This window comes from Streptomyces sp. NPDC041713 (genome assembly GCF_055591085.1).
Window position 1 is genome coordinate 1 of record NZ_JBVIZY010000018.1, and the last position, 13,681, is coordinate 13,681.

Below are 13,681 nucleotides of genomic sequence, written 5' to 3' on the forward strand. Positions count from 1 at the left end.
CACGTCGTCGGCAGCGTGCTGCAGTCGGTCATGAGCGTGGTGCTCGTCGGCGCCATCGCCCTCGCCATCGGCTTCCGCTCCACCGACGCCTCCGCGCTGGAATGGCTGGCCGCGTTCGGGCTCCTCGTCATGGTGGCTGTGGCGTTCACGTGGATCGCGGTCGGCATCGGGATGGCGGGTCCCAACGCGGAGGCCGCAGGCAACAACGCGATGTCGCTGGTCATCCTCCCGTTGATCTCCAGCGCGTTCGTTCCGGTCGACGCGATGCCGGGCTGGTTCCAGCCGATCGCCGAGTACCAGCCGTTCACCCCCGCCATCGAGACCCTGCGCGGACTGCTGCTCGGCAGCGAGATCGGCAACAACGGCTGGCTCGCGATCGGTTGGTGCCTCGGGCTCGCGGTGCTCGGCTACTTCTGGTCGACGGCGTTGTTCAGGCGCGATCCAAAGTGAACTCGCGTGCTGCCGCGCGCAGTTCCTCCCGCTCCAGGGTGGCGTACTCCGACACGGCGTCGGCGTACGCCGCCCTGTCGGCGTCCTCGGCGGCCTGCCGGGCTCGGGCCGCCGACATGGTGGGCTGAAACTCGCGCAGCACCCGCATTCGTTCGGCGAGCGCGAGCATTCGGACGGCTCGGGTGTCTCCTGAGACGACCCCAGCCATGCCGAGAGCGTGCAGCACGGTCCCGTACACCGCTATTTCCAGGGGTAGTTGAGCCGATCTCTGCGCCGAGATTCGCACCAGACGTCGTAGCCGCTCGAGCGGCTCCACAACGAGGTCGATCCGGCCGGCGTGCGCGTGTGCCGTGATCGCCGCCGACTGGATCTGCAGCGCCCACGGGTAGAGCCACGCGTCTCCCCGTACGTTCGGTCCACCATCGCCGCGCGCCCCGCCGGCCCCGGACATCCGCTGCACGGCATCGCGCCACAGGCGGAGCCCGGTCTCCGTCTGCCCGCGGGCGAGTGCGATCTCCGCGCGCGCCGAGATCGGGGCTGTAGAAGTCGTCGTACGGTGAGGTCTCGGCGCGGTCCGCCTTCCGCAGCCACTTCTCGGCTTCGTCGGGGTCTCCCCGTTGCAGGCAGGCCAGGGCGAGGCCTGTGCGGATGCCGATGTAATCGTGCTCGTCGCCCAGCCGGGGCAGCGCGTCGAGCGCCGCCAAGAGGTGCTCATGGGCCTCGTCGCCACGGCCAGCTTTCAGGCACAGTTCACTCGCCCTGGAACGCACCATGACCTGGAGGGCCGGGCCGGCCACCGCCGCCAGGACGGTGGTCATCCGGCGGGCCGAGGCGAGCGCGCGGTCCATGTCGTGCTCGTATTCCCAGATATAGGTGGCGACGCACTCGGCGACGCCGGCGACCAGCGGTTGGTCGCTGTCACAGAGCTCGTGCGGCACGTCGTGGCCGGAGGCCAGCATGTCCGGGACGGCGCTCAGTACGGCCGCGGCTGCGCCCAGCAACGTGTCCGGCGGGGCCGGCGGAAGGCGCCGGAGGGTGACGAGCTGACGTGGGAGACCGACCTGCGGCCCGTAGTTCATGAACAGGCTTGCTCCGCTCAACACCGCTGCCGCGCGGGCGACTTCGACGTAGCCGGGTTCCGGGCGGTAGTGCGACAGCGGCTGTCCGGTGTCGGCGGCGAGTGCGGCCAGGCGGGGGTAGTCGGCGTCGGTGGACCACAGCGCGGCGAGCACGGCCGTGAGCGCTGCCGTGGTCGGACCGTCCGCACGGGCCATGGCGTGCCGGAGTGCCGACACGAGGTTGTCCTGCTCCGCCTTGACCCGCACCCCCACCGCCCGCGGGTCCGAACCGAAGGCCCAGTCGTGGTGGACGACTCCGAACTCCCTCGCCCAGACCAGGAATCCGTCGAGCGCCTGCTCCGCTTCGCCTTCCTCCGCGAGGCGGGCCGCACTGAACTCCCGTACGGTCTCCAGCATGTGGAACCGCACCCCGGTCTGCGTGTCGGTGGCGGTGAGCAGAGACTGGTCGGTCAACTCCGTCAGGAGGGGCAGGGCGTCGTCGCCGAGGACGTGGTCCGCCGCATCGGCGGAGAAGCCGCCGGGGAAGACGGACAGGGTGCGCAGCGCCGCCTTGGCGTCCTCGGAGAGAAGGTTCCAGCTCCAGTCGACGACCGCGTGCAGCGTGCGGTGGCGCACCGGCGCGTCACGTGCACCGCCACGTAACAGCGCGAACCGGTCACCGAGCCGGTGGGCGATCTGCTGGACGGAGAGGACGCGTACCCGCGCCGCGGCCAGCTCGACGGCGAGCGGCAGCCCGTCGAGGTGACGGCACACCTCGGCCACCGCGTCCGACGGCAGCTCCGCGCGGGTCCTGGCCGCACGTGCCCGCTGCGTGAACAGCTCGACGGCGACGTCGAGGCCGAGCTCGGGCAGGGCGTACACCGCCTCGGACCTGAGGGCCAACGGGGCACGGCTGGTGGCCAGCACGCATAGCTCCCGCGACGACGAGATCAACGTCCGTACGATGTCGGCGGCGCCCTGGACGACGTGCTCGCAGTTGTCGAGGACCAGCAGAGCGGGGCCCGAGCCGAGCACGCCGAGAATTGCCTGCACCGGGTCGAGCGCGGCAGGTCCGGTGACCGCCCCGTGTCGTCCCGCGCCCGCGCCGAGTGCCGAGGCCACCTCCACGGCGACGTCCTCGTCCGTGGTGACGCCGGCGAGCGGCACGGCATGCACGAGGCGCTGCGCGGCCCGGCGGCCGACGGCGTGGGCGAGCCGGGTCTTGCCGATGCCGCCGGGTCCGACGACGGTGACCACGCGCGCGGTGCGCAGCAACTCCTGGACCGCCGCGATGTCGTCGTCCCTGCCCAGGAGTTGGTTCGGTTCGTGCGGCACACCGTGGCGCGCCACGGGCTTCTGCTCACTCAGCAATGCCTGCTGGACGGCTCGCAGTTCGGCGCCCGGGTCCGTACCGAGCGTGTCGCGCAGTTGCCTGCGGTAGTCCTCGTAGCGGGTCAGTGCGGCGGCCGGGCCCACCAACGCTGCCTCACTGCGTAGAAGTTCGGCGAGCACCTCCTCGTCACGCGGGCGCTGCGCTGCGACAGTGGTCAATGGCGCGGCCGCCTCCGCGTGGCGTCCCGACCGGGCGAGCGCGAGCCCCTGTGCGCGGACGAGGTCGCCGCGCACGCGGGCACACCGGGCACGCAGCGCGGCCACAGGGTCGTCGGCAGCCGCCCCGTCGGTGTCGCCTCCCCAGCCTTCGCACAGCGCGAGTCCGGCCTCGGCAGCCGCCAACGATCCGGCGTGGTCCCCGGCCCTCGCGCGCTCCACGCTCACGGCGGCGTGCCGGAGGAGGGCTGAGCTGTCGACCTGGTCCTCGGCGAAGGTGAGCCGGTATCCGGTCGGCGTACTCGCGATGACGTCGGCGCCGAGCTGCGACCGAGCCCTGGAGACGAGGACCTGCAGAGCCTTCCCCGGGCGAGCCGGCAGCACGTCCGGCCACAGCCCGGCCACCAGCCGCTCGGTGCTGCATCCCGTACGCACGTCGTCCGCGAGCAGCGCGAGGAGAGCGCGCAGGCGTGGCGCGCCGACCTCCTGCCCACGGCAGGCCACGCGCGGCAGCAGGATCAGGGCGGGGGTCACCCGTGCAGGGTAACGGGGGTACGTCAGCCGACCGTTGACGCGGACGTCGTCCTGTTCGCCTTGCGCAACTCGTGTCCGCGCAACAGGCCAAAGTGACCGGGACGGATGAAGGCGCTCTCGATGATGGGGAACGCAGCTCAACGGGCCCTTTACCGAGCCCCGTTCAGAGTGCGCCCACGCCCGCTCGGCACGGGCAACCGCGTGAGATGATCCACCCCACCCACAGCGCTCGATGCCCTAAACACATGTCCCACTGACACGCGTCCACCTGCTCGTGTGTCTGGGGGTCCAGTGACGCTCTCCCACGGACCACCCGTGCGGAGAAGGAGAAACGGAGTCACCTTGCGAAGAACCACCCGTGCGGGAGCCACGATCGGGCTGCTGCTGACGCTCCTCACGCTCTGCATAGCACCGTCGGCCTAGGCCGGCGACATCCTGACCGAGAAGTCGGCGGGACGCAGGTACGCGCTCCAGTCGAAGGCGGCCAGCGACGAGGTCGGCAAGCCGGTGTGCGCGTCCGTGGCCGACCCCGACGGAACCAGCAATCAAGCGGGCAAGCTCCGCGCCCGGGTGGACTGCGCCGACGCGCGCACCCTGAAGCCGACGGAGACCTTCACCCTCCACACCGACAAGGACGCACGCCCGGCCCTGCGTTCCGAGGCGAACGGCCAGTACGTGTCCGCCGAGTTCCACGACACGGACCCCCACTTCGGCATGTTGCGCGCCCGCCAGAGCGAAGCCCTCGGGAACTGGGAGAAGTTCGAGCTGGTCGACCTCAAGGACGGCTGGTACGCGCTGCGCTACAACTACACCCAGAACGGCATATCCAAGGACTATTACGTCTCCGCACGGGTCAACCTCGAGGATGAGGACAAGGGGCTGCTGCGAGCGAGCACGGACGCGACGCCCGGCTCGTGGGAACGGTTCAAGCTCGTCGACATCCCGTTCCCATCCTCGGACGCGCCGCCCGCGGCCACCCTCCCGGCGCCGGCGCGCAGCCTCCGCACGCTGACCTGGAACACCTGCAGCAACAACGGCGCCTGCAAGATGTACGGCTACTCGGCGGACACGTTCACCGACACCGTCACGCAGCGGGCCACCGCCGCCCATGCCGCTGTGATCTTCCTCCCGGAGTTCTGCGAGAAGCTGGCCAAGCCGCTGGAGCACAAACTGGAGGCCAGGGACGGCGGGGCGGACACGTGGGACCTCCGGTTCGCGCCCATCCAGCTCGAGGTCGCCCCGGACCGCTTCGCGCAGAAGACGTGCACCAAGAACCGTGGGGCCTACGGTGTCGCCATCGCCGTACCCGCGGAGAACACCTGGTACAAGGCGGTGGAACTGGACTCGCCGGACAACACGGAGCGCCGGACCGCCCTGTGCGCCGCCGTCCGCTCCTGGGCCGTCATGGCTTGTACGGCCCACTTCAGCACCGGCGGCCCCAACTACGACGACCCGAAGCGGCACATCCAGCAGGCCCAGGCCGCCGACATGGCCGAGCGCTCCACGACGTACTCGGCATCGGGCTACCGAACCCTGATCGGCGGCGACCTGAGCGCCACCCCCACCGTCACACCCGACGGGAGCACGGTGCCCGTCCTGCAGCCGCTGTACGACGCGCACAAGGAATGTGACCAGCCCGCCAACCGCCCCACGGCGGGCAGCTCCAAGCTGGACTACCTCTTCGCCACGTCCCCCGCGACCTGGTCCGGCTGCACCATCGGCACCGACACCGACAACCCCTCGGACCACCGTCCGGTGTGGGGGACGGTGACGCTGCCGGCGCGGTAGGAACCGCGTCCGCAAGGCATCGATCACGCACAACGGAACGGCCGCCACACGCCGAGTGGACGTGTGGCGGCACACCAAACAGCCCCGTACCGCTCTTGTTCTGCGGCAGAGAGCCTGGTCAGAGGCCGGGTTCGCTCTCCAGTTCCCTCTTGAGGTTGCGCAGGGTCCTGTCGATGTTCCTCACCTGGAACACCGCGAAAGTGTGGCCACCCGTGGCGATCCGGTCGAAGACACCCGCCACGAAGTCCGGCCAGGAGCGGCGGTCGTCCGTCCAGGTCTCGGTCACCCGCGTCGACGTCCCCGCCGCGCCCGCCTCCTCGACCTCCTTGAAGCGGTACTCCCACGTGGCGATGGGCGCGCGCAGCCGGGGACGCTTCAGGCCGATCGCGTGCACGCGGAAGACGAACCGCCTGCCCGGCTCCGCCGCGGTGACCGTGCAGCGCGTGGTCCAGCGGAACGCGCCGCGCTTGTTGTGCCCCTCGAAGACCAGGCCCACCTCGGCCGGTTCGTCGGCGCCGGGCACGGTCGCGCCGAGGTTCTCCGGGCTCCAGCGGCCCATCTGCGCGGGCCGGCTGACCTGCTCGTACACCACCGAGGGCGAGGCCTTGACCACGATGCTGCGGGACACGGTGAACGTACGGGGCATAGGGAGCGCTCCATTCCTCGGCCCTGACCTTACCCGTCAGTAGGTTGGGCGGGAAGGGCACCGAACCCCTCAGAGAGGCCGGCTTAGTCGCCGCCCACCGTGTACCGGTCCTTGACCTTCACCTCGGTGACGGCGCGGCCCTCGGGGAAGACGCTCTGCCAGTCGCCGATCACGTGCAGCTCGTCGGTGCCCATGGCGCGGACGACCGTGAGGCCTTCGTCGTACGCCTTGTAGGCCTTCATCCAGAGGTTGGCGAAGGCCTGGGAGCGGACGAGGTGCATCCAGTCGGGGCGGTAGAGCTCACGGTTGTAGTTCGACTCCCCCATCGTGGAGACGAACTTGGAGTACATCGCCTTCACGTACTCCAACGTCACCTCGTCCTCCTCGGCGATCGCCCGGTCGCGGGCGTCCTTCAGCGCGATGCGGAACTTCTCCAGAAGGCCCTCGGTCGCGCCCGACGTGTACGACTCGTGGATCTTGGGCGGGTCGCACAGCCCGTACTTCGGTGAGGACAGGCGCAGGAGCAGGCGCAGCGTCGGCTCGGTGATCCAGAGCGGTCCCGGCTCGTCGCGGTTGCCGAGCGGGTTCGGGAGGACTCCCTCGTGGTGCCAGGCGGGCGGCGTGACGAGGTGCACGCCGGCCCGCCTGCGGTCGTGGTCGAAGCCGGTGGAGTGCTCCAGCTGGCCGATCGGGAGGTGCGTCTTCAGCGCCGACAGGTAGGCGCCGTTGACGTCGAGGGCCGTCACTTCGTGCGCGCCCGGCGGGAGTTCGGGGCGGGTCCACTTGGGACGGGCCTCCCACACCTGGTCCGCGCCGCGCGCGGTCTGCTTACGCAGGATGTCGGGGATCCAGGGGTGCGCCACGATGTCGTAGCGGCCGCCCTTGCGGGTCTCGTCCAGGAGGGCCATCGCGTCGGGGATGGCCCGCTTCACCAGGGCGGCCGTGGCGGCCTCCACGTCACCGGCGTGCGCGGCGAGCGCCTCTGTCACCGCCCTGCCGATCGTGTCGGGCGACTCGGCCTCGGTGCGAGCCCTGCGGCCGGTGGGGACGAGCTTCACCGCGCTGCCCTTTGGCTCACCTTTCTCAACCGCCGCTGCCGGCTCTACCTTTGGGCGTGCCGGGGCGCTCGTGGCAGAGGCGCCTTGCGGGTCCTGGCTCCCGCAGTCGGCCGGGTCCAGGTGCTGCGGGAAGCCCTCTACCTCGTCGGTGGCAGGCCGGCCGCACAGGACGCACGGTTCGGGGTGGGTGAGGCGCTCGGCCGTGCTGTCGGCGGCTTCGTCCCGGACGGGAGCCGGGGGTGTCGCGGGCTCTGCGCGTGACTCCGTTTGTGGCTGCGGCTGCGGCTGTGGCTGCGGTTGTGGCAGCGCTCGTGTTTCCGTCGGCGTGGGGGGCGGCCCTTCTGCCGCCGGTGACGCGAGCCTCGTTCGGGCGGCTTCCAGAAAGTACGCGTACTTCTCGCGCACGTCGCCGGTCGGTTCGCGGCCCGACTCCCAGCCGCCGACCGTCGTCGGATTCACCCCGATGGCGCGTGCCACCTGCGCCTGCGACAGGTTCAGTGCCGCGCGCAGCGCACGGCGTTCCTCGACGGACGGCAGCTCCACCTCCGGGCCGGAGGAGGCCAACAGAGCGTCGATCGCGTCGAACTCGCTCACCGTCCGGCCCCCTTCGCGGACGCGGCGGTCGGCACGGACGTGGTCGCGGCTCTGGTCGCGGTGCGGCGCCTGGGGACGGTACGTCGGCGGTCGGCGGCCAGCGCCTCGCAGGCGCGCGTGGGCCCGGCGAGGAGGTCGAGCACGTCGATTCCGTAGTGCGCGGCGATCGCGTCGCAGTCGTCCAGGCCCCAGGCCGCCGTACCCGACTGACGGCGCGACACCTGTGTCTGGTCGACGCCCAGGACGGCCGCGAGGCTCGCCTGGGTGTCACCGGTGACCTGCATCAGCGCGGCCACCGCGGTACGCAGTCTCTCGACGGAAGACATCCCCATGGCCTTAGCCTACTGAACTGGTCGCGGTTAGCGCACGAGGCTCGCGGATAACGCATGAATTGACAGCCCTGCACATGTCCCTGGGCATATCCCTGCGCGTCTCTCAGCGCCCTTCGTTCCGCCAGACGAAGACCTCGGTGCTCGGGACCCGTTCGGAGAAGAGGCCCGACGCGGAGGCCTCCCGCAGCAGGCCCCGAAGGTCTGCCTCGAAGCGGCCGCGCCGGCTCCCGAACAGGTGAGGCGCCGAACTGGACAGGGAGAACACACCCGCGACGACGTCATCGGCCGTACGTTCCAGGAGTTGCCCGCCGGGGACGACATGGCGGCGCGGCCCGGCGAACCCCGCCCGCGCGAGCACCGCCGCCTCACCGCCGGGGGTCCCCTGCGGCAGCACTCCTTGGCCCGCACGGCGCACCGGCCCCAAGTAGCGCCGTACCAACGCGTCGACAGCCGCGAAGGGTGGTGCCGGATACGGGAACCCGTCGGCGCTCCGCTCCTCCGTCTTCAGGTCCGACACGTGCACCAGCGCCCCGCCGGGACGCAGCATGCCCTTCACGGTCGCCGCCACCCGGTCGCGGTCCATCCAGTGGAAGGACTGGGCGAAGACCGCGACGTCGAACGTGCCGAGGTCGCCGGGCAGGTCCTCCGCGCGGGCCCGCACCCACCGCGCCCGTTCGGCCACGCCCCGCTCGACGGCTGCTCGTTCCGCCTCGGCGATCATGCCTTCGTCCGGGTCGACACCCACCACCTCGCCGAACAGGTGGGCGAGGCTCAGCGCGAGCGTGCCGGGGCCGCACCCCACGTCGATGAGACGGCTCCGCCCGCCCCGCTCAGGCCCCTCGGGTTCCCTGGCGTCGAGCTCCAGCACCTCGGCCAGTGCGTCCGCCAGATCCGGCGCGTAGGGAAGCCTGCCGCGCGCGTAATAGGGTGCCGCGCCCGCGAAGAGCGTGTCGTCCCACTTCCACTTCCAGTGGTCTTCCCCGTCGGCTGTCATGCGTGTTCGCCACCTTTCGTATGGCGGTGAGTGCTTGCGGCCCCGTACCGGACGCGCTCGAACCGCAGTCGACCGTACTGAGCCCGCTCACCGCACGCGGACGCGACGTTCCCCTCCGGTAATCTGCCGTTTTTCCTGCAGGAGGAGTCGCATCAGTGGAGTTCCGGCTGCTCGGCGTGGTCTCCGTGGCCGCTGATTCCGGTGAGCCCTCGAACCCGAGGACAGCACCGCTCTGCTCGCCGCGGTGCCCGGCAGGGAGCGTGTGCGCGCGGAGTTGCACGGCGGGCTGCCGCTCGCGCTGCGGGTGGCGGCCGCCCGCCTAACTGCCTGACGCACCAAGCCGGTTGGGCCTGCGCGACGTTGAGGACACGGGCGTCCGCGTGGCGTTGCGGCTGACGGTCCGTCGGCTCCCCACGGATGCCACGGGGCACTTCGCCGCGCTCCGGCAACACCTCGGGACGCACGTCGACCGGTACGCGACGGCGGCCCTGGCAGGCACCGATCCGGAGTTCGTCGAGGCCGCGCTGGACAAGCTCGCCGGCGCACACCTGGTGAACGCGCTTCGCCTGACCGCTGGACGATGCACCATCCGTCTCGTACGGCTGTACGCGCGCGACCTCGATGCCGGAACGACTCCCTGGTGCACGGGCTCAACCACAGGGTCGCCACGGCGCTGGCGGCCGCCGACGCCGGTGAGCCCGGCGACGAGTCGTACCTCTCGCTGCCCGCGGACTTCCGTTTCGCCTCCGGCGACGGAGTGGTACGCGGCCGAGCGTGGCGCGTACGGGACGGCTGGACTCCCCTGCTGCGTACCGCACTTGAAGCGGCGCGAGCGGTTGGCGATCCGGGCGCCCAGGCCCGGGTCCTCGACCTGCTCGCGGGTGGGTACTGACGGAGGAAGGACGTACGGGCGAGACGTCGGCCCATCTGAAGGCCGTCAAGCGGCGCGCTTGCGGCGGAGCTCGCGCACGGTGTCGGCGACCGCACGACCGAGGGTCTAGCCCTGTAGCACCTCGGCCGGCACCGCCTCGACGCCGCTCAGTGGCAGCCCGCCTCGACCGCGACGAGCGCCCTCGACCTCCACACCCCCGCGGAGACCCTCTCGGCGATCCGGGTGCTGCTGCGCACCGTGGCGGAGTCGTGCGAGCTACTACGACGGCACGGTCCGCGTGCCTAGCGCGCTGCTGCTGCGGGTGGCGGCGGACGCGGGGATGCAGGCGCGGTACGAGACGGCTTTGGGGTGGTTTATGACCCGGATGTGACGGGTCTGGGCCCCGACGAGGCCGGTCTGGGGCGGTGTTCCGTACGAGTCCGGTGTGCAGGGCGGGGCGGTCGCGGCACGGACTCGGCGCCCCCTAGGGGTCTCACGATCCAGGTCAGACCCCACCACCCCCGCGCATCACGTCACTCCGCCGACCTGTCCTGCGCGGTCGGCCCGTCCGCCTCGCGAGTCGCGTGTTCCGTGAGCTGCTGGTTCACCTCGCGGGCCTGTTCGGCCAGCTGACGCGCTCGCGCCTCGGCCTGGTCCGCCCGGGCGTTGATGCGGGCGATGTCGTCCTCGATGACCTTCAGGGCCAGCTCGGTCGCGGCGTCGGCCTCCTGCGGAGGGAGGTCGCCGGGGAGGTCCTCCAGTGCGCTCTTGACCGCGGGGATGCCGCCGCGTGCGTGGATCTCTTTCCAGAACTCGTAGTCCATGGGCGCCATCCTGGCCGATCGGCCACGGTCGACGCGAGGCGGGCCGACCACGAGACCCCTTACGGGTACCGAGCCGCCGTACCGACCTGAACCCGAGAACCGGGACCCAGGCACGAAACCCGGCGACGAGACCCGGGGACTAAGAGACCCGACGACTCAGGGACCACCCGCGGCCCGCCCCCGCCGCCTCGCGCCCCTCCGACGCACACACCGCACCGCGGCCCCACGCCGCGGCCCCGCACCGCGCCCCCTAGGACGCGGGGGCGGCAGGCGCCGCGGGCGCACCGGCTCTGCCCGGGATGCTGAAGTCCAGAAGGTCCTCGGCCGTCTGCTGGGTCTCCTCCGCGGCCTTGCGGGCCGTGGCGACGACGTCGCCGTGTTCCTGTATGAGCGTGTGGTAGATCGGCGCCTGGGTGGCGTCATTGGCCGGCATGACCTGCGGCTCCTTGTTCGGTGACTGCTGACTCGGCCGGGTGCGACCGACCCGCGACCTTACGCGAACTCGGTGCCCCGATGGCACCGACCCCGATCATGAGACGGCCGCTTGTGACGACCTTCACACGCTGCTGACCTGTCGAGGACAGCAGGTCAGGAGCAGTAAGTGTCGCGGCGCGGCCGCTCCCCCGTGGCCAGGAAGCGGGAGACCGTCCGGTCTCCGCAGGCGTTTCCGTTGGCGAGGTAGGAGTCGTGGCCGGTGGCGTCGACGGTGACCATGACGGCCCGGCGGCCGAGCGCCTCGCGCAGCTTCAGGGCGCCGCTGAGCGGGGTGTAGGGGTCGCGCTCGTTCTGCACGAGGAGGACGTTCGACGGGCCGCGGTCGGTGATGCGCACCGGCGCCTTCTTCGGTTCGAACGGCCACGCCGCACAGGGCATGGCGTTCCTGGGCATGCCCGCGGTCAGCGGGAACGCGTGGCGGCTCGCCGTGGCGCCCTTCTGGTACGCGGCCGTCGTGCTGGGCCACGCGACGTCGTTGCAGAGGGTCGCGGAGCCGACGGCGACGGAGTTCTGGACCGCCTCTTCGGGCGGCGCCGGGGGCGCGGGCGGCAGGCTGCCCCGTTCGGCGCCGAGCATGAGCTGGGCGAGGGCGGGGAAGTCGTCGGGGTCGTCCATCGCGTTGAGCATGGTCTGGCGCAGGACGTTCCCGTTCAGCTCCGCCGGGTCGGCGCCCTTCCAGGGGATCGGCGCGCGGTCGAGGCGCTCGGCGAGGCGCAGGAAGAGCGGACGCACCTCGGCCGCCGTCCTGGCCAGCCGGTACTTGTTGTCGGGCCGCGACGCCCACTTGGCGAACTCCGGGAAGGTGTCCTCGACACCCCGCTCGTGCGCGGCGAGCCAGCCGCGCCCGACGCGGGCCGGGTTCGGGTCGTCGTTGCTGTCCAGCACGATGCGGTCGGTGCGGTGCGGGAACAGCTGGTTGTAGACGGCGCCGACGTACGTGCCGTACGAGACCGCCCACGCGGAGATTCTCTTCTCGCCGAGCGCGGCCCGGATGCGGTCGATGTCGCGGGCGTTGTCGGCGGTGCTGATGTGGCGGATGAGCGCGCCGCCGTTGTGGGCGCAGGCGTCGGACATGCGGTGGGCGGCGGCCATGTTGTCGGTGACGGATCCGTCGGGGGCGGGCCAGGGGCGCAGTTTGGCGGGAGCGATGTCGGTGTCCTCGAAGCCGCAGCTGACCGGGGTGGAGCGACCGAGCCCGCGGGGGTCGAAGCCGATCAGGTCGTGGCTGTCCCGCACGCTCTGCGGGAGCTTCTGGCCCTTGCCGGAGGGGTCGTCGATGCTGGAACCACCCGGCCCGCCGGCGATGAGCAGCAGGGCGCCACGGCGGGTGGCGGGCTGCTCGCTCTTGATGCGGGAGATCGCGATCTCGATCTGCTCGCCCTCGGGGTGGGCGTAGTCGAGCGGGACGGCGAGCGTCGTGCACTGCTGCCGGGAGTCGGGGCCGTGGCCCTCGCAGGTGGTCCAGTCGAGCCCCGCGCCCGCCGCGCTCGTTCTGGAGGCGTCGGCCGCCTCGGTGACCGTGGACGCCGACGCGGCGAGTGGCGCGGTGAGGGTGAGGACGGCCGCGGAGGCGGCGAGCAGGGCGGTGTTGCGCTTGATCTTCGTCATGCGGAAGAGCTTCGCCGGTCCCCACGGTCGTCCGCATCGTCCCAACTGGCCGCAGCGGGTGGGGGTTTACCCTTATGGATCACCTAGGGGGTTTGGCCATCACATGGCGTCCGGTGCTGCCGCCTGTTCCTGGAGAGCGTCGATCAGCGTCCTGAGTCGGGGGGGGGTGGCGGCGGCTGATCGTGGCGAGGCCGATGTGCCGAGTCGGAACCGGCTGCTTGATCGCGACGATGCGCACGCCCGGATCCTCCGGGGTCAGAACTCGTCGTGCCGCGTATCTCGGGGTCGAAGCCGGCCTGCTGGGCGTAACGCCGTAGGTAGGCGTCCGTCTTGGAGCAGCCGAGGATCCAGGGCTCGGCGGCCAGTACGGCGCTGTCGGGTGCGGTGCGGGCGGCCGGCCGGCCGGCCGTGGAGCTCGCCCCCGTCGGCGGTCACGCGGAGCCCGCCGACCGCGTGAGATGCGTCCGTCTCCGGGTACTCGCAGACGGACGCTAGGAGGAGTCCATGCCACTCACGTTCCGCAAGAGTTTCCGGATACTTCCCGGGGTGCGGCTGAACATCAACAAGCGCTCGTGGTCCCTCACCACAGGTGGCCGTAACGGGCCCCGCCGCACCCACAGCAGCACCGGTCGGCGCACCACGTCCATGGATCTGCCCGGCCCCTTCGGCTGGCGCCGGACGACGAAGCGCCGCTAGCGGGCGGGCGCTCGGCCGTATGCGCCGGAAATTCCATCGCGTGGCGAGCTCGGCCTTGTTACCGTCACCCACATGTTGAAGCGCGCCGCAGTGACGACGACGCCGGAGAGTGTCCCGGCGCGCTGACCGATGTTCGAGTCCGAAGCCCCGGGGCGAGTGCCCCGGGGCTTCGGCTTGTCGGCGGT

General features: G+C 71.4%; 11 protein-coding genes and 1 pseudogene. 4 read left to right on the top strand and 8 right to left on the bottom strand.

Features of this window, described 5'->3' with window-relative positions; all coding sequences use genetic code 11:
- A partial coding sequence (locus tag ACZ6CV_RS34320) for an ABC transporter permease (RefSeq protein WP_469255404.1) occupies positions 1-450 on the top strand: 450 nt, incomplete at its 5' end.
- Here ACZ6CV_RS34320 and ACZ6CV_RS34325 read toward each other — a convergent pair.
- Positions 431-3,590, bottom strand: a pseudogene (locus ACZ6CV_RS34325) (ATP-binding protein). The gene ACZ6CV_RS34320 and the pseudogene ACZ6CV_RS34325 overlap by 20 nt on opposite strands.
- 519 nt (positions 3,591-4,109) lie before the next feature.
- Between ACZ6CV_RS34325 and ACZ6CV_RS34330 the strand changes: the two are divergent.
- The gene (locus tag ACZ6CV_RS34330) at positions 4,110-5,378 is read left to right on the top strand and encodes a hypothetical protein (RefSeq protein ID WP_469255406.1); all 1,269 of its coding nucleotides are present in this window, start codon (positions 4,110-4,112) and stop codon (positions 5,376-5,378) included.
- A gap of 118 nt (positions 5,379-5,496) precedes the next feature.
- Here the strand turns inward: ACZ6CV_RS34330 and ACZ6CV_RS34335 are convergent, their stop codons facing one another.
- From ACZ6CV_RS34335 to ACZ6CV_RS34350, 4 genes are all read right to left on the bottom strand, one after another.
- The gene (locus ACZ6CV_RS34335) at positions 5,497-6,024 is read right to left on the bottom strand and encodes an SRPBCC family protein (protein WP_469255407.1); all 528 of its coding nucleotides are present in this window, start codon (positions 6,022-6,024) and stop codon (positions 5,497-5,499) included.
- An 83-nt stretch (positions 6,025-6,107) separates the two neighbouring features.
- Positions 6,108-7,676: a helix-turn-helix transcriptional regulator gene (locus ACZ6CV_RS34340; RefSeq protein ID WP_469255409.1), complete on the bottom strand. Its 1,569-nt coding sequence runs from the start codon at positions 7,674-7,676 to the stop codon at positions 6,108-6,110.
- The gene (locus ACZ6CV_RS34345; protein WP_469255411.1) at positions 7,673-8,008 is read right to left on the bottom strand and encodes a helix-turn-helix domain-containing protein; all 336 of its coding nucleotides are present in this window, start codon (positions 8,006-8,008) and stop codon (positions 7,673-7,675) included. Before ACZ6CV_RS34345 ends, ACZ6CV_RS34340 begins: the two co-directional genes overlap by 4 nt.
- Positions 8,009-8,111: 103 nt before the next feature.
- Complete coding sequence (locus tag ACZ6CV_RS34350) at positions 8,112-9,002, bottom strand: class I SAM-dependent methyltransferase (protein WP_469255413.1); 891 nt, start codon at positions 9,000-9,002, stop codon at positions 8,112-8,114.
- A gap of 640 nt (positions 9,003-9,642) precedes the next feature.
- On the opposite strand from ACZ6CV_RS34350, the gene ACZ6CV_RS34355 reads away from it, so the two are divergent.
- Positions 9,643-9,894, top strand: a complete 252-nt coding sequence (locus ACZ6CV_RS34355; protein ID WP_469255415.1) for a hypothetical protein — start codon at positions 9,643-9,645, stop codon at positions 9,892-9,894.
- A 512-nt stretch (positions 9,895-10,406) separates the two neighbouring features.
- Here the strand turns inward: ACZ6CV_RS34355 and ACZ6CV_RS34360 are convergent.
- From ACZ6CV_RS34360 to ACZ6CV_RS34370, 3 genes are all read right to left on the bottom strand, one after another.
- A complete protein-coding gene (locus ACZ6CV_RS34360; RefSeq protein ID WP_362372956.1) occupies positions 10,407-10,697 on the bottom strand; it encodes a hypothetical protein in 291 nt (96 codons plus the stop codon).
- 250 nt (positions 10,698-10,947) lie between these two features.
- On the bottom strand, positions 10,948-11,130 hold the full coding sequence (locus ACZ6CV_RS34365) for a hypothetical protein (protein ID WP_362372958.1): 183 nt from the start codon (positions 11,128-11,130) through the stop codon (positions 10,948-10,950).
- 155 nt (positions 11,131-11,285) lie between these two features.
- The gene (locus ACZ6CV_RS34370) at positions 11,286-12,800 is read right to left on the bottom strand and encodes an alpha/beta hydrolase (protein ID WP_469255417.1); all 1,515 of its coding nucleotides are present in this window, start codon (positions 12,798-12,800) and stop codon (positions 11,286-11,288) included.
- A 504-nt stretch (positions 12,801-13,304) separates the two neighbouring features.
- Here ACZ6CV_RS34370 and ACZ6CV_RS34375 point away from each other — a divergent pair.
- Positions 13,305-13,496 (top strand): DUF4236 domain-containing protein, encoded by a 192-nt coding sequence (locus ACZ6CV_RS34375; RefSeq protein WP_358713159.1) that lies wholly within the window; start codon positions 13,305-13,307, stop codon positions 13,494-13,496.
- The last annotated feature ends 185 nt before the right edge of the window (positions 13,497-13,681 follow it).

Excerpts from the sequence above, each read along its gene's own strand:
- ACZ6CV_RS34335 (WP_469255407.1), bottom strand. The coding sequence starts at position 6,024 with ATGCCCCGTACGTTCACCGTGTCCCGCAGCATCGTGGTCAAGGCCTCG.
- ACZ6CV_RS34345 (WP_469255411.1), bottom strand. The coding sequence starts at position 8,008 with ATGGGGATGTCTTCCGTCGAGAGACTGCGTACCGCGGTGGCCGCGCTG.
- ACZ6CV_RS34350 (WP_469255413.1), bottom strand. The coding sequence starts at position 9,002 with ATGACAGCCGACGGGGAAGACCACTGGAAGTGGAAGTGGGACGACACG.
- ACZ6CV_RS34360 (WP_362372956.1), bottom strand. The coding sequence starts at position 10,697 with ATGGACTACGAGTTCTGGAAAGAGATCCACGCACGCGGCGGCATCCCC.
- ACZ6CV_RS34365 (WP_362372958.1), bottom strand. The coding sequence starts at position 11,130 with ATGCCGGCCAATGACGCCACCCAGGCGCCGATCTACCACACGCTCATA.
- ACZ6CV_RS34370 (WP_469255417.1), bottom strand. The coding sequence starts at position 12,800 with ATGACGAAGATCAAGCGCAACACCGCCCTGCTCGCCGCCTCCGCGGCC.
- ACZ6CV_RS34375 (WP_358713159.1), top strand. The coding sequence starts at position 13,305 with ATGCCACTCACGTTCCGCAAGAGTTTCCGGATACTTCCCGGGGTGCGG.